This window comes from Acinetobacter sp. YH12039 (assembly GCF_013420015.1).
In the GTDB taxonomy this organism is placed as follows: domain Bacteria; phylum Pseudomonadota; class Gammaproteobacteria; order Pseudomonadales; family Moraxellaceae; genus Acinetobacter; species Acinetobacter amyesii.
The window spans coordinates 56589-78321 of record NZ_VOZA01000001.1; the positions used below are offsets into that span (position 1 = coordinate 56589).

The 21733-nt window shown below is 38.6% G+C and carries 16 protein-coding genes; 10 read left to right on the forward strand and 6 right to left on the reverse strand.

Going from position 1 to position 21733, the window contains the following annotated elements:
* Nucleotides 1-31: 31 nt before the first annotated feature.
* Nucleotides 32-1894 carry a P-loop NTPase fold protein gene (locus FTT98_RS00290; protein WP_168378583.1) on the forward strand — a complete coding sequence of 621 codons (1863 nt, stop codon included), beginning with the start codon at nt 32-34 and terminating at the stop codon, nt 1892-1894.
* 87 nt (nt 1895-1981) lie between these two features.
* Here FTT98_RS00290 and metG read toward each other — a convergent pair whose 3' ends face one another.
* Nucleotides 1982-4039 carry a methionine--tRNA ligase gene (metG, locus tag FTT98_RS00295; RefSeq protein WP_180039682.1) on the reverse strand — a complete coding sequence of 686 codons (2058 nt, stop codon included), beginning with the start codon at nt 4037-4039 and terminating at the stop codon, nt 1982-1984.
* A gap of 171 nt (nt 4040-4210) precedes the next feature.
* Between metG and FTT98_RS00300 the strand changes: the two genes are divergently transcribed.
* Both FTT98_RS00300 and FTT98_RS00305 read left to right on the forward strand, forming a co-directional pair.
* Nucleotides 4211-5005: a hypothetical protein gene (locus tag FTT98_RS00300; RefSeq protein ID WP_180007599.1), complete on the forward strand. Its 795-nt coding sequence runs from the start codon at nt 4211-4213 to the stop codon at nt 5003-5005.
* A 242-nt stretch (nt 5006-5247) separates the two neighbouring features.
* Nucleotides 5248-5658 carry a hypothetical protein gene (locus tag FTT98_RS00305; protein ID WP_180039684.1) on the forward strand — a complete coding sequence of 137 codons (411 nt, stop codon included), beginning with the start codon at nt 5248-5250 and terminating at the stop codon, nt 5656-5658.
* 49 nt (nt 5659-5707) lie between these two features.
* Here the strand turns inward: FTT98_RS00305 and FTT98_RS00310 are convergent, their stop codons facing one another.
* Nucleotides 5708-6031: a hypothetical protein gene (locus FTT98_RS00310; RefSeq protein ID WP_180039686.1), complete on the reverse strand. Its 324-nt coding sequence runs from the start codon at nt 6029-6031 to the stop codon at nt 5708-5710.
* Nucleotides 6032-6377: 346 nt separating this feature from the next.
* On the opposite strand from FTT98_RS00310, the gene apbC reads away from it, so the two are divergent.
* Entirely contained in the window at nt 6378-7649 is a 1272-nt protein-coding gene (gene apbC / locus FTT98_RS00315) for an iron-sulfur cluster carrier protein ApbC (protein WP_180039688.1), read from the forward strand.
* A 501-nt stretch (nt 7650-8150) separates the two neighbouring features.
* On the opposite strand, the gene FTT98_RS00320 is transcribed toward apbC, so the two are convergent.
* The 3 genes from FTT98_RS00320 to FTT98_RS00330 are packed head-to-tail and all read right to left on the reverse strand — an operon-like array spanning nt 8151 to nt 11639.
* A complete protein-coding gene (locus tag FTT98_RS00320; RefSeq protein WP_180039690.1) occupies nt 8151-10163 on the reverse strand; it encodes a TRAP transporter permease in 2013 nt (670 codons plus the stop codon).
* Nucleotides 10160-10654, reverse strand: a complete 495-nt coding sequence (locus FTT98_RS00325; RefSeq protein ID WP_227591861.1) for a DUF1850 domain-containing protein — start codon at nt 10652-10654, stop codon at nt 10160-10162. The genes FTT98_RS00320 and FTT98_RS00325 overlap by 4 nt, the downstream gene beginning before the upstream one ends.
* Entirely contained in the window at nt 10632-11639 is a 1008-nt protein-coding gene (locus tag FTT98_RS00330) for a TAXI family TRAP transporter solute-binding subunit (RefSeq protein ID WP_067764588.1), read from the reverse strand. The genes FTT98_RS00325 and FTT98_RS00330 overlap by 23 nt, the downstream gene beginning before the upstream one ends.
* A 435-nt stretch (nt 11640-12074) precedes the next feature.
* Between FTT98_RS00330 and FTT98_RS00335 the strand changes: the two genes are divergently transcribed.
* The 6 genes from FTT98_RS00335 to FTT98_RS00360 all read left to right on the forward strand — a co-directional run bounded on the left by FTT98_RS00335 (nt 12075) and on the right by FTT98_RS00360 (nt 19924).
* The gene (locus tag FTT98_RS00335) at nt 12075-12668 is read left to right on the forward strand and encodes a LysE family translocator (protein WP_078192265.1); all 594 of its coding nucleotides are present in this window, start codon (nt 12075-12077) and stop codon (nt 12666-12668) included.
* A 112-nt stretch (nt 12669-12780) separates the two neighbouring features.
* On the forward strand, nt 12781-13350 hold the full coding sequence (gene dcd, locus FTT98_RS00340) for a dCTP deaminase (RefSeq protein ID WP_005008040.1): 570 nt from the start codon (nt 12781-12783) through the stop codon (nt 13348-13350).
* A gap of 244 nt (nt 13351-13594) precedes the next feature.
* Nucleotides 13595-15655 (forward strand): hypothetical protein, encoded by a 2061-nt coding sequence (locus tag FTT98_RS00345; RefSeq protein WP_180039691.1) that lies wholly within the window; start codon nt 13595-13597, stop codon nt 15653-15655.
* 10 nt (nt 15656-15665) lie between these two features.
* Nucleotides 15666-16355 (forward strand): hypothetical protein, encoded by a 690-nt coding sequence (locus FTT98_RS00350; protein ID WP_168379306.1) that lies wholly within the window; start codon nt 15666-15668, stop codon nt 16353-16355.
* A 30-nt stretch (nt 16356-16385) separates the two neighbouring features.
* Nucleotides 16386-18566, forward strand: coding sequence for a DUF6160 family protein (locus FTT98_RS00355; RefSeq protein ID WP_168379305.1), 2181 nt, complete (start codon nt 16386-16388; stop codon nt 18564-18566).
* Between the two features lie 50 nt (nt 18567-18616).
* Complete coding sequence (locus FTT98_RS00360) at nt 18617-19924, forward strand: hypothetical protein (protein WP_180009837.1); 1308 nt, start codon at nt 18617-18619, stop codon at nt 19922-19924.
* Between the two features lie 64 nt (nt 19925-19988).
* Here the strand turns inward: FTT98_RS00360 and FTT98_RS00365 are convergent, their stop codons facing one another.
* Nucleotides 19989-21704 (reverse strand): proline--tRNA ligase, encoded by a 1716-nt coding sequence (locus tag FTT98_RS00365; protein ID WP_180039693.1) that lies wholly within the window; start codon nt 21702-21704, stop codon nt 19989-19991.
* Nucleotides 21705-21733: the final 29 nt, after the last annotated feature.

Sequence of the window (21733 nt, forward strand, 5' to 3'; positions counted from 1 at the left end):
AAAATACAATAATTTATTTTTGAATTTTAATATGTCTAATTACATTTCAGAACCTAATAAGCACATTGAAGACTACTTAGACTATTATTTCGATGGAAATAAGAATTTTGAATATGCTGTATTGTTGAATGGAGCATGGGGTAGTGGCAAGACATGGTTTGTAAAACAATATTTAGAAAAGAAAAAAGATCAGGGAAAAAAGATTTGTTATGTGAGTTTAAATGGTATTACTAAGACTTATATGATTGATGAAGCTATTTTTAAAAGTATTCATCCAATTCTTGGGAGTAAAAGTGCAAAATTAGCAGGTCAAATTTTAAAAGGTACATTGAAAGCAACAATTAGAGTTGATTTAGACAACGATGGTAAATCAGATGGAAATATCTCAGGTAGCATTCCCAATATTGATTTACCAGATTATCTAAAAATTAATGATAACTTCGTATTAGTTTTTGATGATTTAGAACGTTGTGAGTTAAAAAAAGAGGAAGTACTTGGCTATATTAATTACTTTGTAGAGCAGGAAGGAATTAAAACCCTTATTGTGTCGAATGAAGAAGAAATTAAAGATAATGAAGAATATACTAGAAAAAAAGAAAAACTTATTGGAGCAACTTTTTATTATATAGAGGATCAAGAGTTAGCAATTAGAAGTATTCTACATGAGGTTGAAAATAGAGATTTAAACAACCTGCTCACTTCAAATTTTGAATTAATAAAGCAAACTTTTAACCAAGTAGGCTATAAAAATTTACGATCTTTTAAGCAAGCAATTTTTGACTTTGAAAGATTTTATAAAAAAGAATATTTTTCTTATAAAGATTGTTTTGATCCTGACATTTTTAAAAAAGTATTAAAGGTTTTTTTAACACTTTCATTGGAAAATAAAAAAGGAAGATTTAAAGGAGAAATCTTAAAATTTAAGCTTGATGACAAAGAACCTTCGACCAATGAAGAAAAAAGGACTAGTGCTTTTCAACATCTTGTCAGCTATGTTGGTGAAGATGCACACGGTTTCCATAAAAAGTATCAAATGAATCTGAATGATTATATTTTTACTCAAAAGCTTTGGGATCAAATTCTGAATAAAAATATTATTTTAGATAAAATAATTCACGATGAGTTATATGAGTCATATTTTAGATTACAAGAAGAGTCACCCACTTGGTTTAAACTTTGGCATTATTTGGATTTAGAACAAAAAGAGTTCGAAGAACTAGTCAAAGAAGCAAAATTAAGTATTGAACATCAAAGTTTAACTAATGTAACAGATATTCTTCATACGGTTAGTATGTTGGTATATTTCAAAGAAAAAAGTCTCATTTTCTGCTCAATTGAAAGTCTATTAATGTTAGCAATTAGCCAATACAAAAAAATTGTAAATTTACAGGAAAATATTAAAAAATTTGGTTATTTTGATATTAGTGATGAGTCTGGTGGATATGGATTGTATGCTAGAGAAATTCCAGTTTTTCAAAAATTTATACAGGATATTGCTCAAGCATATGAAGATAAATATATTGAAAAAAATGAAGAAAGAGGAAAATTATTATTAACATTAATGGAAAATGATAGTTATGAGTTTCACCAACAAATTACGAATAAATTTTACGATTATCCAATCTTAAATGTATTAGAACCTCAAGACTTTCTTAATCAACTTTTTAAAATTAACTATAGATGTGCTATGTCTGCGATAGATGGATTAAAATCACGCTATACAGCACGTTCCCAAGCTAAAATTTATTTACAGGAAGAAAACTGGTTTGAGCGACTTATTGTAGTAACAAATGAAAAACTAGCTCAGCCTATAACTATTTTGGAAAAGCATAAATTACAAGATAAATTTTTGCCTAACTTAACAGAAATTAAGAACACCGCATACAAAGGCTAAATCGTACTTTCATGGAAAAGTTAATAAATTAAAAGCCAAAAAAAGCCCCCTACAACGTAGAGGCTTTTTCTTATCTTAATCTAAAAATTAAGACACTTTATCACCAGCTTTAGCACCAGTTTCAGGTGAAATCACCCAAACACCTTCGCCATTACCCGCAGCTAAAACCATACCGTTAGAAATACCAAAACGCATCTTACGTGGAGCAAGGTTCGCCACCATCACCACCAATTTGCCTTTTAAGTCTTCAGGTTGGTAGAACTCACGAATACCGCTAAATACGTTACGTGGCTCAGCTTCACCGACATTTAAAGTCAATTGAAGCAGTTTGTCAGAACCTTCAACGTGAGCAGCTTCTAAAACTTCCGCCACACGCAAGTCAACTTTCATAAAGTCTTCGATACCGATAATTTCAGCTTCGCCAACTTTAAGCTCAGGTTTCTTTTCAGCTTTCTTCTCTTTTTTCTTCTCAGCTTTTGGTGCTTCCGCAGGTGCAGCTAAAGAGTCTTTAGACGCATCAACCATCGCAGCAACCGCTTTCGGGTCTACACGTTGCATCAATGGTTGGAACAATGCAATTTCATGATCAACTAAAATCGTTTTGCCTGAAGCAAAGTCGAAAGATTCTAATTTTAAGAAGCTTTGAACTTCTGCTGCCAATGTAGGAAGTACTGGCGCAAGGTAAACCGCCAATTGACGGAACAAGTTGATGCCGACAGAACATACGTCATGCACTTGTTGTTCTTCGCCTTCAATCTTCGCAAGTGCCCAAGGCTTTTTCTCGTCGATATATTGGTTGGCTTTATCAGCAAGCGCCATGATTTCACGGATGGCTGCAGAGAACTCACGTGCTTCATATTGAGCAGCGATTGACGCACCTGCATCAATAAAGCTTTGTACCAATTCAGGCTCAGCACAATTTGCAGAAAGTTTGTTATCAAACTTAGTATTGATGAACTTGGCACAACGGCTTGCGATGTTCACGACTTTACCAACCAAGTCAGAGTTTACTTTCTGAACGAAATCATCAAGGTTCAAGTCAGAATCTTCAACTTTGTCAGAAAGTTTAGACGCGAAGTAGTAACGTAAGTATTCAGGGTTTAAATGCTCAAGATACGTTTCCGCTTTAATGAACGTACCGCGAGATTTAGACATCTTCTGACCGTTTACAGTCAAGAAACCGTTTACGAATAAGCTTGTTGGGGTACGGTAGTTTGCACCTTCAAGCATTGCAGGCCAGAACAACGCATGGAAGTAAACGATGTCTTTACCAATGAAGTGATAAACTTCATTTTTCGAATCTTTTTTCCAGTAGTCGTCAAAGCTTAGGTCAGGACGTTTAGTTTTGATGTAGTTTTCAAAGCTCGACATATAGCCGATTGGCGCATCTACCCAAACGTAGAAATATTTGTTTGGCGCATCTGGAATTTCAAAACCGAAGTAAGGCGCATCACGCGAGATATCCCAATCAGACAGACCTGCTTCAAACCATTCATCCAATTTGTTGGCAATCGACACAGGTAGACGACCTTCATCACGTGTCCATTTTTGTAGGTATTCACCAAAGTTCGGCAGTTTAAAAAAGTAGTGATCTGAAGATTTCTCTACAGGAGTCGCACCACTTAAAGTCGATTTTGGATTGAGTAATTCAGTTGCGTTATAGGTTGTACCGCACACTTCACAAGAGTCGCCGTATTGGTCTTCTGCTTTACATTTTGGGCATGTGCCTTTAATGAAACGGTCAGACAAGAACATCGCTTTTTCAGGGTCAAACAATTGCGTAACAGGGCGTACAGCAATGTTGCCTGCTTCACGGTTCTTAATATAAATCTCAGAAGCGCGTGCTTGGTTTTCAGGGCTGTTGGTTGAGTCGTAATGGTCAAAGTCAACTTTAAAGCCAGCAAAGTCACGCTCATGTTCTTTTTGAACATTGGCAATTTGCTGTTCAGGTGTAATACCGTTTGCTTCCGCACGGAGCATGATCGCTGTGCCGTGAGCATCGTCCGCACATACATAAGTCACGTTATGACCCATTGCACGCATCGCACGTACCCAAATATCTGCTTGGATATAACCGAGTAAATGACCCATATGAATTGGGCCATTCGCGTATGGAAGGGCGTTAGTAACTAAAATATTACGCACGGATATGACTCTCTCATTCGTATTTATGCAATGGGCTGTAATTTTACATGAGATAGCCAGTACTTGCACAAGGGAATAGGTGAAATCTTTGCAAAAGTAAAAAATTCTATATTGCTGACACAATTACAGTGATAATAGGGCATAACTGTGATGCCTAAGAGTAACAAGCCCATGTATGAAGATGACTATGAAGACGATCAGCCAATCACTCGTATTCCTCAAAATGAACAGCGTCATAAATTGGGGCATCACATTATTAAAGATGCGCAGCAATATTTAGAACAGATTTCAGCAGATGAGCATGCCTTACTGATTCAAACTCTGCGTCATTTGGCACAAGATGAGCCTTATTTCGATATTTTGGCCGATGAATTAGATCAGCCGGTAGAAATGAAAGTAGCGAATGATGCTTTAAATTTATTGTATTTTTGGCAACTGCTTCATCAACATGAAAATGATGCAGACTTTGATTTTCTGAATGTCATCAATAGCGAGTTTTTCCAAACTGAAATGTTGAAAGCCTTTGATGCTTTGAATATTGGTGAACATAAAGCAGCGCGCCGTCAGGTACTTTTAGATGCGTTTAAACTGTATAAATTAGACATTCATGCAGGCTGTATCCCAGTGTTATATGCACAGCTTGAAGGCATCTTGACAGACGTGCTGATTCAAACGGGTTTCTTAAGTCAAAATGGCACTAAATTTGTCGATGTCTATAAAATTGTACCGGGGCTTAAAGGCAGTGAAATTAAAAGCCTTTGGCACAAATCTAAAATTGCCAATGAGTTAAATCCGTATTTTGCCGAATTGGCGGCCTATCAAATGGATAACAGCTCTACCGTAGCGATGACCCGTCATAATATTTTGCATGGTACCGATGTCGCGCATTTTAATCAGGGACGGAGTTTTATCCTGTTTATTTGGCTGTTTTCCGCAGTGAGCTTTATGAGTACGGTCAGCAAATAAGTTTAATTTCAAGAGATCAATGCATAGGAGTGGCATTGATCTCTTTGCATTACATCATCCTTTAAAATTAAAAGCATAGAGTAAAATCGACCATACATATTTGTATCAAGCCATTGTGAAAATAGGCAATCACATGGCGTTTTCCTGTGGTTGATTTGTTTCTAAATGCGTCTATTTCAGGTATCTGCTTCAAATCGCGTTATAACTATTGTTAGGCAATAACTGAGAATAGGGTGAGCGAGATGACAACAGAAAGCACATTAAATGATTTAAAAAATAAAGCATCAGAACTCGGTGATGACATACAACTCAAGGCCAAAGAGGCGCAACTAGAAGGCGAAAAAGCACTCGATGGTGCAAAGCATAAAGTTGAAGAGCTCAAGCTTGAGGGTGAAAAAGCCTTAAATGAGGCCAAACATGAACATGCAGAACAGCATGCAGAACAGCATGCAGAAACCAAAGACCGTCTAGAGCAGTTAAAAGCAGAAGCGAGTCATAAATTTGATGAAGCCAAAGTCAAAGCAGCTGAACTTAAACATGAGGCTGTCGAAAAATTTGATGAACTGAAGGTGCAGGCGACAGAGAAATTTGACGAGTTAAAAAAGAAAGCCTCTGACACACTGCATAAGTTTAAAAAAGATGACCAAGCTTAATTGGGTCTAATGAAAAAAGCCGCTCTATCTTGAGCGGCTTTTTTAGGTTTCATTGCTTTAATCCATCTAAATTTTCAGTCTTAATATTTTTGACTTGATCATCGACTACGGTAATCACGTAGCGCATATTGGCAATTTCATAGGTGTAATCTACCGCCAATTTTGCAGGCTGATTTTTCTCTTGCAGCGGATAAGACACCATTTTCATCGGAGAAGCTTGCATACGCGAGCGCATGAGATCGAGGCTATCACCAATCGCCACAGTTTGTCGGTCAGGTGTTTGAATGGCTTCAGTCGCAATTTCTGCATAGGCTGCTGAAGTCAGGAGCATCAAGGCGCATAAAGTCGTTTTATACACAGACTTCTTATACATAGTCTTCCCCATTTTTAAAATTAAAAGTACAAAATGTGCCTTTAGATTGCACATCCATCGCTATGATTATTCTGTTGAAACGACTGAAATATAAACTGAAATTACGCTGAAAATGTATGGTTGATATGTAATCAATTCAAATTTAAAGGCTTTGGTTTAGCCGCAAAAATCAGTTGCAGGTGCATTTTTAAGCGTCACACGTTAGAAAAATTGTTTGAAAGCTGACTAAATTACTCAATTTTATAAGCTTATAGGGATAAGTCATTCATCTCCCTCTTACTCTGGGGCAGATGAACAGGTAAACTATCGCTATTATCTTTTGATGTTCCTGTTTGGAGACAACATAATGTCGTGGCTTTCTTCTCTAAAATCTGTGTTTTCACCCTCCCAAGAGGTGAAAGAGGAGGAAATCCAACAGGTTTTACAAAACTATGTACTTCCCAATTCGAATAATGCCTTAAAAGACCGTATTACTCAGGTGAATGTGCAAGGTCAGATCTTACAGATCACGATTAATACCTTTCCTTCAGAAGCCGATGACTTGCAAAAAATCCATGATGATTTGGCTGATGCGTTAGAAAAATGCGGTATTAACGAGCTGAATATGCATGTGATTCAACAAAAAACAGGGCATAAATCTGAAGGTGGTTGTGGTCATCATCATGCAGAAGGCGAAATTTGTTCTAGCCAAGAAAAAGCTGAAAGTTCAGCTGCAAAAAGTCAGTTACCTCCAGTTGTGGATGCGTCTGCGAAAACACCTGAAGCACCTGCCGAAGTTGATCCGAATAATCCACCGATTCAAAAAGCGGCTCCACAACAGCGTGATGTACCGAAACATCCACGCATTAAAAATGTCATTTTGGTGTCATCTGGTAAAGGTGGTGTGGGTAAATCGACCACCACTGTGAATTTGGCGCTCGCATTACAACAGCTGGGTTTAAAGGTTGGGGTATTAGATGCGGATATCTATGGTCCAAGTATTCCAACGATGCTCGGTAACGCTGGCCGTACGCCTATGATTGAAGCTGAGCAATTTGTTCCTATTGAAGCTTATGGTTTGGCAGTCTTATCGATTGGCCATTTAACAGGTGATAACAATACCCCTGTGGCTTGGCGTGGGCCGAAAGCGACGGGGGCGTTAATGCAGCTCTTTAACCAAACTTTATGGCCTGATCTGGATGTATTGGTCATTGATATGCCACCAGGCACAGGTGATATCCAGTTGACGCTTGCACAGCGTATACCGGTGACAGGTGCTGTGATTGTGACGACACCACAAAATGTTGCATTAATGGATGCGACCAAAGGCATTGAGTTGTTTAATCGTGTACATATTCCCGTGATGGGCGTGGTTGAAAATATGTCGACTCACATCTGTTCGAACTGTGGGCATGAAGAGCAAATCTTTGGTACAGGTGGTGGCGACCAACTTTCAGCCCAATACGACATTCCGCTCTTAGGTCGTTTACCGCTGAATGTACAAATTCGTGAAAATGCCGATGCAGGGAAACCATCTGTGATAGCAGGTGATGATGCTGCTGAAAGCTACATGGCGATTGCACAAAAAGTTGCAGATGCATTACCTCAGGCTGAAAAAGATAAAAACCGTATTTTCTAAGGGTGAACTGAAATTTAAGTTGATCGTATTAAAATCTGGCCTCGTGCCAGATTTTTTATAACGTGGTATTGGGAGTGTTTGAAAATTATGAGTACTGAACTTTAGACATTCAACGATGTCTATGAATTACACATCTAAAAAACGATTTGCACAATTTCTTATTTTTCCTGCGATTATAAGCCGTCTGCCAAGGATAAAATTCTTGAGGCATATCAAAGGATGTCGCGTTTGTACTTAGTTTTTACAAAATAGCTTTCACGATATTTCTATTATTTTGGCTAGGATCAATTCTCTGAACGGCAGTAACTGTACAAACGCATTGTGTCTTAGATTTTTTGCCAAATGTCCTCTGTTACAAGGGGCTTAGCATTGAAAAAATATAGAGGAACAAATAATTTTAAATATTATTTGAAGTCATTAAAACCCACCCATCAAATGAGGGTACGCCTTAGTCTAAGAAATTAAAAAGCCCGGTAATTACCGGGCTTTTTAATTGGTTTTTTAGGAGGAAAGAGACGGGTTTGCTTTACGTTTAGCAGTGATAATATTCACCGTAATTGCGATGATGACCATGATAATGCCTACAATATCTGTAATGGTTTCTGGAATAATCATACACAGCGCACCCACACCTAAAAAAATACGCCAGAACCAGTTGAGATAAGTCTTGAAATAACCTTCAACTGCGGAGCCTAAAGCGAGAATTCCTATCACTGAAGTGACAGTAATACTCACTATAGTTGTCCATGCAGGAAAGGCAAATTCTCGAGCATTGACTGCAACATTGGTGGTATCAATCATCAGCATGGCAGGGTTATAAACGAATAAAAATGGAACAATAAAACCAGCAAGAGATAGTTTTAAGGCCTGAAACCCAGTGCGCATTGGATCACCGCCTGCAATTCCTGCACCAGCAAAGGCGGCAAGGGCAACTGGTGGGGTGATGTTTGCAAATAAACCAAAATAGAACACAAACATATGCGCGACTAATACAGGAATATCAAAGTTTGCGAGTGCTGGTGCTGCCATAGTGGCAGTAATGATATAGGCCGGAATAGATGGAAGCCCCATGCCTAAAATCATCGATGCAATCATGGTCAAAAATAAAGTGAGAAAGAGACTACCTGCACCTAAACTCATAATTGAAGAAGTCATTACTGAACCAAAACTTGTCAGACTTACTACGCCGATAATAATACCAACGACAGCACAAGCAGCCATCACAGATAATGATTGTTTGGCTCCATCAACGAGCGCATCTAAAATATCTTTTACACCCATTCGTGTTGATTTTCTTATAGCTGCTACAAAGATGGTCAGGACGATGGTGTAGACAGCAGCATAGCTCACAGGAATATTTTGAAATAAGAAAAAGACCAGTGCCAAAATTGGAATAAGTAAATGTCCACGCTCTTTTAGAACTTCTTTTACTTTTGGTAAATCAGCTTTAGGTACGCCTTTCAGATCATCTTTACCCGCACGGAAATGAACTTGAGCCATGACGCCAAGGTAATACAATAAGGCAGGTAATAATGCGGCTAGTGCAATCGTGCCATAACTCACGCCAGTTGTTTCGGCCATAATGAAGGCACTCGCACCCATGACTGGCGGCAAAATTTGTCCACCGACGGATGCACTGGCTTCAACGGCACCAGCAAAATTCTTGTGATAACCAATTTTTTTCATCAATGGAATGGTAAATGAGCCTGTGCCAACAACATTGGCAACAGCAGTTCCATTAATACTGCCCATAAATCCACTTGAAATTACAGCAACTTTGGCAGGACCACCTTGTTTATGACCCGCCAATGCCATGGCAAGATCATTGAACAATTTCCCCATACCTGATTTTGCAAGAAAAGCACCAAAAAGGATAAATAAGAAAATAAAAGTGACGGATGCACCAATTGCCGAAGAATATAAGCCTTCGGTTTTTAAATACATATGTCCGAAAATGTCGCTGATGGTATAAGGGCGAGTAATTAATCGATCTGGCAACCAATCAAAGTGACTGATAAATGTATAGGTCAGGAAAATTAAACTTAAAATGGGCAGCATCCACCCCATGACCCGGCGAGTTGCTTCTATGACTAATACCACACTCATAATTGCAAACGCGATATCTAAGGTATTTGGAATACCACCTCGAGTGGTCATAATAGATTGATATTCTTTCCATAAATATAAAAAACTGAAGATGGAAAGCAAAGCCAAGAACCAATCGAGAAGTGAAATATGCTGTCGGGAGCTTGTTTGACGAGCTGGATAGAGTAAAAAAATGAGTGCTAGGCCAATAGCGACATGGGCTGCACGCTGTATTAACTCAGGTAAAGGATTAAACGTAATAAATAAATGAAATAATGAATAAAAGATCGCTACAAATGCAACAAAGTAGGTAACAGATTTGCTCATATTGATTCGAGTAACAGATTCCCGATCAAATTTTTCTAATATGGCTTGTTGTTGTTTCTCATCGAGTTGTTCTAATACAACTTTATCTTCTTTGGAATTCATAGGCATTCTCCAATCCACCAAGACTTCCATTTGGGTTGATATTGAACCGAGATGTTGACCAAACTATAGTCTGGGTAACTTTGAAAAATAGACCAAATTTTTTGGTCAGCGAGGATCGTGCCTTGCATATTTCTAGAAATCACCCAGTTGATTTCATCTATATTTTGATTGACCCGCATTCTAATCACACCATTTTTTTGAAACTCAATGGGATAATTTGAGGGTGTACCTGCACCAAATGAAATCAAATCGGTGTGGCGCAGTAAAAACTTATTCTTTTGACGCTGATATTGTTCAGACCAAGCCGTCTTTTCTACTGAATGCTTCCACTGTAAATCAAATTGATCAGTTGAAATTTTGCATATATCAGTTTCAACTCTAACCTGCGTATACAGTGTTGGATAGCTAGCATAGATTAAGAAGAACAATATAAAAAATGCAGTATAAACTGCATTTTTTTGAAGCTTATTATTTTTTAGCCACTTCATCATAGTAGCGTTTCGCGCCTGGATGTAGAGGCGCTACAAGGCCTTGTTGAGCACCTTCAAGCGTGATTTCTGTTGCTGCTTGGTGTGAAGTTGCCAATTGAGGCAAACTGTCAAAGAAAGTTTTTGTTAGTTTGTAGACATCATCATCCGATATATCTGTGCGAACAACTAATGCATTTTTAATTGCGGCAGTTTGAATGTCCGCAGTATTGCCATATGTGCCTTTTGGAATAATCATCGGTAAGAAATAACTTTGATCTTTAGCTATTTCTTTGACTTTATCTGCATTGATTGAAACTAACTGTAGATCAAAGCTTTGTTGAAGTTCCATGAGTGATGAATTTGGAATGCCACTGGTCAGGAATGCTGCATCAAGCTTGCCACCTTTTAAAGCATCAGCGGCTTCAGCATAGCCCAAATAATCAACTTTAATATCTTTATAGGTGATTCCAAAACCATTCAACAGTGTACGTGCATTTACTTCTACACCTGAATTTTGTGCACCTACAGCGATACGTTTACCTTTCAAATCTTCGATATTTTTGATCCCTGATTTTTTAGAGGTTACGATTTGTACGTAGTTTGGATAAAGCGCTGCGACTTGGCTGACATTCTCAACTTTACCATTTGCGAAACTTCCTGCTCCGTTCAGTGCTTCTGTTAAGCTGTCACTCATAACAAATGCCATTTCAACTTTATTCTGTTTCAGAAGGTTTAAGTTTTCGACGGATGCACCTGTAGTTTGAGTCTTAGAATTTACACCAAAGGTTTTGTTATAAATTTCTGCAAGACTTGTCCCAATCACATTGTAAGGTCCTGATGCTCCGCCAGTTGCAATGGTTACGAACTTGGTTTGAAGTTTGTCAGATGTAGCAGTTTCTGCGCTTTTTCCTTCCGTGGTATTTTTTGAAGTAGATTGATCATTTGAGCAAGCAGTAATACACGCCAAAGTAACCGAGAGTAACGTGAGTTTTGTCCATTGGTTCATAGAAACGTCCTTTTACACATAAATTTTGAATATTGATTTGATGAGTTTTAATTTTAATTTCCACTACTCAATTGAACATAACTTAATCAATTATTTTTGAAAAGTATTTTTTTTTATTTTTTAGTCTCCAATAAATAATGGTTATGCGTAAGAATGGCATGGAGCTATATCGTTTATTTTAATAATATTTTGTTACGTGTAAAAACTGTAGGGTATACATGGAATCATGTGAAATTTCTTTTATAAATATAAGTTCAAGATATTTCTTTGAATTGTAAGGTGCTCTGAATGACTGTTCAGCTAAGGTTTTGTTTTTCTATTTAAGTTACTGAATTTATAATTAAATAAGGAGTTTTTTATAAGCATTTCTATTTTTTATTTTGCTAATACGAAACAACTGAATTAATCTTCGCGGATTAAGTTTGAGGTCAAAGTATGATTTCATGGTTTTTTATTGGTCTAGTTATCAGTATTTTGTTAACGCCGGGACCAACCAATACCTTACTCGCATCTTCGGGTATTCAAGTTGGGCTACGTAAATCATTCCGACTCATTCCAGCGGAAGCCTTTGGTTATCTTATTTCGATTAGCCTATGGGGTTTTCTCATTGGTAAAATTTCCGTACATCTGCCTTTACTGCCGACCATTTTAAAACTGTTTAGTGCTGGCTATATTCTATTTTTGGCTATGCGATTATGGCGTACAGCAACTGTTGCTGAAAATTTTAATCAAAAGGGCATTCGTGCACGCGAACTCTTTGTTGCGACGTTATTAAACCCCAAAGCATTATTATTCGCATCTGCGATTTTTCCTGCATTGGCTTGGCAAAATGCGCAGTATTATGTAGCTCACATGCTGATCTTTTTGTTGTTGATCGTTCCTATTGCATTTTTTTGGACCTTCCTTGGTTCAGTTTTGGCATCGAATAAAATTAGTTGGCTCAATCAAGCCAATTTACAACGAACAGCGTCATTGGTCTTGGTTAGTTTTTCGATACCACTGAGTTATTCTGCGATTTTAAAACTCTAAATTGATTTCAAAATGACTAAATCCGCTTAGTTCGGCAAAGCTTATTTTCATTAAGTCGGATTTCAGTTAAAGTACCACGCAATAATTGATTTAAGTTTTTGGATAGAGATAAATGGCTATTAAGTCTGATCGTTGGATTCGCGAAATGAGCGAAAAACACGGCATGATTGAACCGTATGCAGAAAACCAAGTCCGTTATGATGAAAATGGCGAAAAGCTTATTTCGTATGGCGTGTCGAGCTATGGTTATGACGTGCGTTGTGCTCGTGAATTTAAAGTCTTTACCAATGTTCATTCAGCAATTGTTGACCCTAAAAACTTTGACGATAAAAGCTTTATTGATATCGAATCAGACGTTTGTATCATTCCGCCGAACTCGTTTGCACTAGCACGTACAGTCGAATATTTCCGTATTCCACGTAATGTGTTAACCGTTTGTTTAGGTAAATCAACCTATGCTCGCTGCGGTATTATTGTCAATGTGACACCTCTTGAACCAGAGTGGGAAGGTCACGTAACTTTAGAATTTTCAAATACAACCAACTTGCCTGCACGTATTTACGCGGGTGAAGGTGTCGCACAAATGTTGTTCTTTGAATCAGACGAAGTGTGTGAAACCTCTTATAAAGACCGTGGTGGTAAATACCAAGGTCAAACCGGTGTGACATTACCGAAAGCTTAATCCTTCGGATTGAGTTTAAAAAAGCGGGCGAATTAGCCCGCTTTTTTGTTGGGTCATTCATCGGAAAATAGACCATTCGGTGGGGAAGTTTTTGCAATTGAGTAATTATTCAGCATAATAAAAAGTTAAGTGACTGGTCTATCACAAGTCTCCATTTAAGGAATAAATGGACAATAACATCAAAGCCAGTTCTCAGGAATAAATATAAGAGAGATGCAGAGCATCTGATAAAAGGAAGGTCGAGATGACTCAATTCACCCAGGCTAAGTTATTCCGCCAGAGTTGCTTAGCAGCCGCAGTCAGCATGTTCGCTGCACCATCTGTTTATGCGCTTCAAGATTTATCAGATGAAGCACTTTCAGCCACAACGGGTGAAGGTGTTGCACTCACTTTAGAAAATTTCAAAATGGTCTTTCAAGGCCCAAATGACCGTTCTACAGCTTCTAGTTATGCGTCAGGTATGGTTGATCCTGGGAAAAACGATACAGGTTTTATTCGGATTATTCCTACTGGTGAAAACTATGAACAATTAGGGCAGCGTGCTTACGATAAAATCTACAAAGCAGCTTATGTTGATGCTTATCAGCAAGGCCGAGTTACGGGCTATAACGGTGTTTATGACTCAACTTTCTTAAGTTCTAAAAGCACTTATGAGACCAATAATGCTACACGTATTACCAATGAAACCATAACAACATATTCAACAGAATATCGTGGTCGATTAGTACAGTCTTATCTTGAATCGCCAACGATGAAGGCATATTACGATCAGCGTTATAAAGACTATTATAATGGGTCATCGTGGTTAATGGATTTCGAGGAAGATGGAACAACGAAAGAATCAATTATTCCAGGACTAAAAGAAAAGTCACAAACTGCTGCTTTAAAAAATACCTATGAAATGATTGAGTTACTATACGGTAACAATAGTACGGGTAATTTACCGACCACTTCGACTTTTTATAAAAATTATGTCTCAGGAAAAATTACACGTTCAAATCTTATTGATCCAACAAAAGATGCTCAGTTAAATGCCAAAGCTGCAGAAACCCTCAATCAGTTGGCAACGGACTATGCCAAGCTTGAAGCTCAAAAGGCGAGTGATTCAGCATTAGCAACGGTGAAAAAAAATGCTGAAATTACAGCAAAACAAATTGCCTCGACTGCGACCGTATCGAGCCTCAGATCGAAAGCAGATGTATTTATATATGGCTTAGCCCTGTCCAATAGCAAAGATAAAAATGGAAAAAGTTCATTAGCAACGCGCTATACAGACCAAGGATTTAATTGGGGTACAGCAGAAAACCCATGGCTTTTCCATGCGGGTAATCAAGATGTTGAACAATTTGCGAAAGATAATAAGGGGAATGTTGGTTACTTAGCGATTGAGGCACCATTAAAGAAAATTGCGGCAGATGATGCATCTAACAACATCAAGCTTGGTTTGTGGATGGATGTATTTTCACGGTCGTTGAATTCAAGCAATGTCGTCGATCCGATTACCGGTGCGCCGACTAGCGGCTTAGATAAAGACTATCGTTTACGTACTCAAATTGTTGCGAATGGCCTGAGTTTTAATGGATCACAAGTTCGAATTTTTCAAACCCTAAAATCTACAAATACAAATTACAACCAAACCTTAGGTTTAGCCAGTTTAATTCGTATTAATACCAATGATCGTGCTGAGTCACTGAGTATCAATGATGGAGATTTGGATGCTCGCGGCATGCGTATCAGTACAGCTGCACGCCCTGAATTGGATGATGGAACAGCAGCGACACCAGCGATGGATCGATCTGCAGCTCCAATCTTTCATGAAACTGAAGGTCTATATTTATATAGCCCAAATATCAATTTAGTTTTAGGAAATATGTATCAGCCCTTTATTGTGGGTTCAGAAGGTCGAAATATTATTTTGGAAGTGACACGTATTCCAAATGTACCTTCTATTTACAGTAAAATTTATACTTACTATACGGATATCGCTGGTAATACCACAGGTACATCGGGTTTAAATGCCTCAGACTTTAAAGGATCAACCTGTAACGTCTATAGTTGTGGCACGGAGTTAAAAGCAAACTCTTCAGATGCGACAGCACTATATCAAGGACGTAATGCAACACACAGTAGCATTGCGATCGGTACAGTAGAGCGCTTGCCTGGTAATCTGTTGAATGCAAAAAGTACGGATACTGCGACAGGTGTGGTGTTTAAAGGTGTCAATGGACAAAGCACGAATTTAGGATCTGTTGCCATAGATGGCGTATTGATTCAGCACTTAAAAATAAGAACAACAGGGCTGTAGGAGAAATCACATGTATAAAATTTTATGCGCTGTTGTTTGTGCTGCACTGACACAAACTCATGCAGGTTTAGTGTCTATGGATAATAGGGAACTTACCGCTGCAACCGGTCAAGGCGGTGCAGATCTCAGTTGGACACTTTCCTTAAATCATCAATATGCCAATGATATGTCAAAAAACAACATATCAATCATGGATGCGAATGGTAAAACAACGCAAGCATTTTATGGATATCAATGTTCATCCAATGAGTTTTGTCGCTTAGCACTTGCGCCCAATAATCATGTGGATGCAAATGGTAATAAGAAATGGTTGGTGTTTAAACAGTTTCAAGGAACGTTACAGATCGATCAATTTTCACTAGATGGTGTGACGATTATCAATCGTGAAGGTAATCCACAAACGGCTATGCAGTTGACATTTTATGATGATAAGCCATTAAAAATTAGGAATTTAGGCTTTGCTACGTTGGCGGTGGAAACAGGTACGACAGGTAAGGAAGGTTACGAGAATACCAGTACTTATACGACCTATACCGAAAAGAAAGCTGATGGAACAACTTCAACTTTAGCTGTGCCTGATTTTGATCGTGGTTCAGAACAAGGATTTATGGGTGTTAATGTGCATGGCAACATGCACATGAGTGGAAAGTTAAACATCTTCAGTTTTAACTGCACTGGAAATGGTGCAGGTCGCTGTTAATCAGCTGTGACTGAATATAAGGATATAGTGATGAAAAAAATAACAACTTTGACGGCACTCGCAACCAGTATTTTACTTGCTCAACACACCTATGCTTTTGAAGCAATGACCGACGAAAGCTTGGGTGCAGTTACTGGCCAAGATGGTATTTCGATTACCCATGAAGTTTCTAGAGTCAAAGTCGATCAATTAAATTGGGTTGACCCAACCGACCAAAATAAGATGAAAATGGGTTTGCACAATGTGCAAATAGATGGCGTTGGGCAAAGCACCATTACATCAAAATTAGATTTTGATGTTGGGACTACGGATGCTGGTGTAGGCATGCGTATAGCTGCGAGTGTCAGCCCATTTACGGCTGTTGCACAAAATATTATGTTGCTGTGTCAAGGAACAACGTGCCAAACGCCTACACAAAATTTAGGTTCACTTACGATTGCAACATCTTCACCTTTAAAAGTATTACTTGAAACCAGCAATGGTCTATTTAACCGTAATGATACGGCGTATATGGAATTTCAATTGCAAAATGCCAGTATTAGTCATGGTATGAATGGATATAGCGTAACCTTAAAGGACTTTAACTTTAACTTTGCTGGTTCAGGTTATATGTATGTTGCAGCTGATGAAGGCATTGTTCTCACCACAAAATCCACAGGGAGCAAAGATCATACGGTCAATTTGGGGCGGGTCAAGGACACATCAGATGTGCATAGCTCACGTAGCGATGCCACAAACCCCGGCGTTAATATCGATTTACGATACGGTACCGATGGTGGTGCACAGCGCAATTTAATTCGTATGGGAGCATCGGGTGCTGTCACTAATGCACGAGTGGCCTTAAACGCCAATCAAGAAGGAATCAAAGATTTTGGTCTAGCAACGAAAGCTTCAGGATATGAGTCTGTTGGTTCAGGTGGTTTACATTTAGGAGTGCGCGCGGATTTTACTTCAAAGGATGATCCGAGTCTTGTTGCAGGTCAAGCACCGACAACCTTAGAAATTGGCCATACGGGTATTGGTAGTTATGCCATTGAATTTTCTAATTTAACGTCTTTAGTTGCTGATAAAAATGCCTATATTGATTTTGGCGATATTTATATCAATACCATTCAAGCCAAAAGCCTTGATTTTCTGGTAAATGATAAATTAAAAGCGACATTAGGCTTAACCAATAATGTTTTAACCCAGAATCTGTCAAATCAAACGGCGGGTGGAAATTTTGCACTTGTGGCGATTCGTGGTATGGATTTTCAGTCCATCGCGCGTACCGCACGATTTATTTCTGATAACTCAATTGCTGCAATTGCAAGTAATGACAACAGTTGGGGGATTGGTATCCCGATTTATAATATGAATGCCAATGTTGCATTATCAGAGAAAAAATACAGTTATAAAAATGCGGCTGAAAAATCAGGTATTGGCTATAACCTTGTAATGAGCACAGATGGTTATGGTGTTGATAAAAAAACAGGAACACCAAGTACAACTTCCATTATTTTGATTGATGGTAAAAAAGGTATTAATGGTCAAGAAGTCAATTATTATGCAGGCTTACGAAACATCAATGCCCTTATTCAATCTGATGGTGTGATTGGTTATGAAAATGATGGCATCTATGTACGTGCAGATAATTTATTGATTGCAGCTAATGCCGAGTTAGCGATTGGTCAACTTCCGGGTTCAACCTATAACTGTGCGACTACAGCTTCTGCCAAATGTGGGACTACAGTACCTTTAGATAATTTCTCTAAACGTGATGATGTGTTGACGAATATTGCGTTTAAACTTGATGGTAAAGGTGAGCTATTTATAGTACCGGGCCTAAATGACAGTGCAGAAAATAATTATTTATCTTTTCGTGGAAGCTTTGAATTTAAAGCATTAACAGATGCTGAAAAGAAAGATCAAAAAGTTATGGGAAGCTATTTAAGTTTGATGAATGAAGATGTAAATGCCAGCGGTGTCGTTTCAGCTTCAAGTATCAATATTAATAAAATGCAGGGCGATCTAGGTTTTGATGCTCGAATTAAAATGAAACAAGATTCGGTAGAGTTTGATAATCAGGTGAAATTCAATCCAACCAATAATATGTCTAAAGCGTTTCGTGCAGAAGTATCGATGTTAACAAATGGCAATATGCAAAAGATGGCGGATATAGCCCTAACCGGTGGAACAATGCGAAGCACCATGGGGATTACTCCGCGCTAGTCAATTTAAATCAATAACAAATAAATAAAATAACGAACAGGGAATTTGTTATGAAAAAGAAGTTAATCAGAGGTTTGATCTTCTCGACATTTGCGATGAGTAGCTTATCTCATGCAATGATGGCTTTAGATGATGAAAGCTTATCAAAAGTTGATGGTCAAGCATTACTCTCCATGGAATATACGCAGGGGTATAATTCTGTGGATGAGAGTGGACAAGCCGTAGACCAATCCAATGTCGGCTTTTATAAGCTTGGTTTAGAAGCTGAAATGGAGCTCAATGCCAATATTAAAAAGCTGCAATTGGGTTGTGGTGGTGCAAATGGCTCAGGGGCTTGTGATATTGATATCGATCATATTTCATTGAGTGGATTGCCTGTAAATAGCAATTATACGTCTGATGAACGTGCGGCAACTTCTGCTTTGTTGACCAATCCTTTTATCGAAATTGCAATTAAAGATCCCAAATCAGCTGCAACTCGTGAAGTGATGGGCTTTCGTCTGAGCGCTGAAAAAATTTCTGGGTTAATGACATTAGGTACAGAAAATAGTAATACACCCAATGGTATCAACACCTTTAGTGGGTATATGAAAACCAAAGCGTCTGCGGGTGTTGCAACAACTGCCGAGCGTGTGATGGACTATGCTTCTACGCAGCAATACATTGAAGGGGCAGTTAAGGGGACATTATTTGGTGCTGAAGTTGATCTACCGCTTCACTACAAATCAGATAATTATTCTTTTAATTTAAAATCAACCACAGCACCTTTTACAATTCCAGCCACTGTCGTGAGCGGGAATAGAATTAAGGATAATATTGCGGTATTAAAAGGCACAGGTACAGTTGATCGTCTAGATTTTAGTGGTCCATTAGAAGCTCAGATCTCTCTACTTGGGTTAAATATTAATTTGAATAAAGACGTAACAGGCTATCTTACTGGACTACAAACCGATATTACGGTAAATCAAAGTTTAGGTTTGATCCATGCACTTTATCTAAATAACCCTGCTTCGTTATCCTTACAAGCTCAAAAAATACTCTGGCCTGGTGCTGCAGTTGCAGCAGAAAGAGGTTGGTGGTTGGCGATGGAAGATGAGGTCGATTTGGGGAGTATTACACCTTCAGATAAAGTGGCGATTACGGATGAAGTGTTGAAACAAACGATCGCTGGAATTAACCATGACTTAAGTACCAATGTTCGTAATTGTGGAGATTTAATCTTTGGTTGTGTTGCAGGTTCGGCTTTAGATGTTAAAGAAATTAAAAACCCGTCATTAATTGATTTCCCATTAAACAATTTAAAACTTTCTGGACAGGAGTTTCGTTCTAACTGCTTCGGCGGGCTGAAATTCTGTTAAGGCTTAAAGTATTTAATATAAAAAAATCCCGCACTTAGCGGGATTTTTTTATATTTAGCGCAAATTATTTTGCAATTTTCGCTAAAAGGTCTTCTTTACTGAGGTTGCTTGATTCTTCATCACGGCGACCTTTGTACTCAAATGTACCAGCATCCAAACCTTTCTCACCAATAACGATACGGTGTGGAATACCTGTTAACTCGATATCAGAGAATTTAACACCAGGACGCTCATTACGATCATCAAGAAGAACATCATAACCAGCAGCAGTTAATTCTGCATACAGTGCTTCAGCTGCTTCCATTGTACGTGGTGACTTATGTGCATTCATTGGCACGATAGCAACTTCGAAAGGAGCAATTGCAGACGGCCAAATAATACCTTTGTCATCGAAGTTTTGTTCAATCGCAGAAGCAACAACACGAGTTACACCAATACCGTAGCAACCCATAGTCACAACGAGAGGTTTGCCATCTTCACCTAAAACTTTGCAGCCAAGCGCTTCAGAGTATTTTTGACCCAACTGGAAGATATGACCAACTTCGATACCACGTTTAATCAAGATTGTACCTCGACCATCTGGAGAAGGGTCACCTTCAACAACATTACGCAGGTCATAAACTTCGGTGTATTGTGCATCACGTTCCCAGTTTACACCTACAGCATGTTTATCAACTTGGTTTGCACCAGCAACAAAGTCTGAAAGTACAGACGCTGCACGGTCAACAATAACGGTAATGCCTTTTTCGGTTAAGCCTTGAGGGCCACAGAAACCAGCAGTTAAGCCTAAGTCAGCTAATTGTGCTTCAGTTGCAAAAGTTAATGGAGCAGCAATTAATGGGTGTTTTTCTGCTTTAATTTCATTCAGTTCATGGTCACCACGTAGGAATAAGGCAACCACTGGTGCAGCTTTACCTTCTTCAGCAACACCTTGAACCAATAATGCTTTGACAGATTGAGTAGGGTCTGATTTAAGGAATTCAGAAACCTCAGCAATGGTTTTTTGATTTGGTGTATCAACAATTTCAAGTGCTTTAGTTGGAGCAGCACGTTCACCTACTAATACTGCTTCCGCCATTTCTACGTTAGCAGCATAATCTGACTCTGTAGAGAATGCGATGTCATCTTCACCGCTAGACGCAAGGACGTGGAATTCGTGTGAACCAGAACCACCAATTGAACCTGTATCCGCTTGAACTGGACGGAAATTTAAACCTAAACGAGTGAAAATTTTGCAATAAGCTGCATACATCTTGTCATAGGTTTCTTGTAAAGAAGCTTGGTCAACATGGAAAGAATAGGCATCTTTCATGATGAATTCACGTGAACGCATCACACCGAAACGAGGGCGGATTTCGTCACGGAATTTGGTTTGTACTTGGTAGAAGTTTGCAGGCAATTGCTTATAGCTTTTCAATTCATTGCGAGCAAGATCTGTAATCACTTCTTCATGTGTAGGGCCAAGTACAAAGTCATTGTTATGACGGTCTTTAAAACGTAAAAGTTCTGGACCATATTGTACGAAACGACCTGATTCTTCCCATAAAGATGCGGGTTGAGTGACAGGCATCAGGACTTGAAGTGAACCAGCACGATCCATCTCTTCGCGGATAATCGCTTCAACTTTATTTAATACGCGAACGCCCATCGGCAGCCAAGTGTATAAACCTGAAGCCAATTTACGAATCATCCCGGCACGAAGCATAAGCTGATGTGAAATAACTTCAGCATCGTTTGGGGTTTCTCTTAACGTTGCAAATAAAAAGCGACTCGCGCGCATGGAAACTGTCCTAAAAAATTAAGCGTTAA

Excerpts from the sequence above, each read along its gene's own strand:
- FTT98_RS00290 (WP_168378583.1), top strand. The coding sequence starts at position 32 with ATGTCTAATTACATTTCAGAACCTAATAAGCACATTGAAGACTACTTA.
- FTT98_RS00300 (WP_180007599.1), top strand. The coding sequence starts at position 4,211 with ATGTATGAAGATGACTATGAAGACGATCAGCCAATCACTCGTATTCCT.
- FTT98_RS00305 (WP_180039684.1), top strand. The coding sequence starts at position 5,248 with ATGACAACAGAAAGCACATTAAATGATTTAAAAAATAAAGCATCAGAA.
- FTT98_RS00310 (WP_180039686.1), bottom strand. The coding sequence starts at position 6,031 with ATGTATAAGAAGTCTGTGTATAAAACGACTTTATGCGCCTTGATGCTC.
- apbC (WP_180039688.1), top strand. The coding sequence starts at position 6,378 with ATGTCGTGGCTTTCTTCTCTAAAATCTGTGTTTTCACCCTCCCAAGAG.
- FTT98_RS00320 (WP_180039690.1), bottom strand. The coding sequence starts at position 10,163 with ATGAATTCCAAAGAAGATAAAGTTGTATTAGAACAACTCGATGAGAAA.
- FTT98_RS00325 (WP_227591861.1), bottom strand. The coding sequence starts at position 10,654 with ATGATGAAGTGGCTAAAAAATAATAAGCTTCAAAAAAATGCAGTTTAT.
- FTT98_RS00330 (WP_067764588.1), bottom strand. The coding sequence starts at position 11,639 with ATGAACCAATGGACAAAACTCACGTTACTCTCGGTTACTTTGGCGTGT.
- FTT98_RS00335 (WP_078192265.1), top strand. The coding sequence starts at position 12,075 with ATGATTTCATGGTTTTTTATTGGTCTAGTTATCAGTATTTTGTTAACG.
- dcd (WP_005008040.1), top strand. The coding sequence starts at position 12,781 with ATGGCTATTAAGTCTGATCGTTGGATTCGCGAAATGAGCGAAAAACAC.
- FTT98_RS00345 (WP_180039691.1), top strand. The coding sequence starts at position 13,595 with ATGACTCAATTCACCCAGGCTAAGTTATTCCGCCAGAGTTGCTTAGCA.
- FTT98_RS00350 (WP_168379306.1), top strand. The coding sequence starts at position 15,666 with ATGTATAAAATTTTATGCGCTGTTGTTTGTGCTGCACTGACACAAACT.
- FTT98_RS00355 (WP_168379305.1), top strand. The coding sequence starts at position 16,386 with ATGAAAAAAATAACAACTTTGACGGCACTCGCAACCAGTATTTTACTT.
- FTT98_RS00360 (WP_180009837.1), top strand. The coding sequence starts at position 18,617 with ATGAAAAAGAAGTTAATCAGAGGTTTGATCTTCTCGACATTTGCGATG.
- FTT98_RS00365 (WP_180039693.1), bottom strand. The coding sequence starts at position 21,704 with ATGCGCGCGAGTCGCTTTTTATTTGCAACGTTAAGAGAAACCCCAAAC.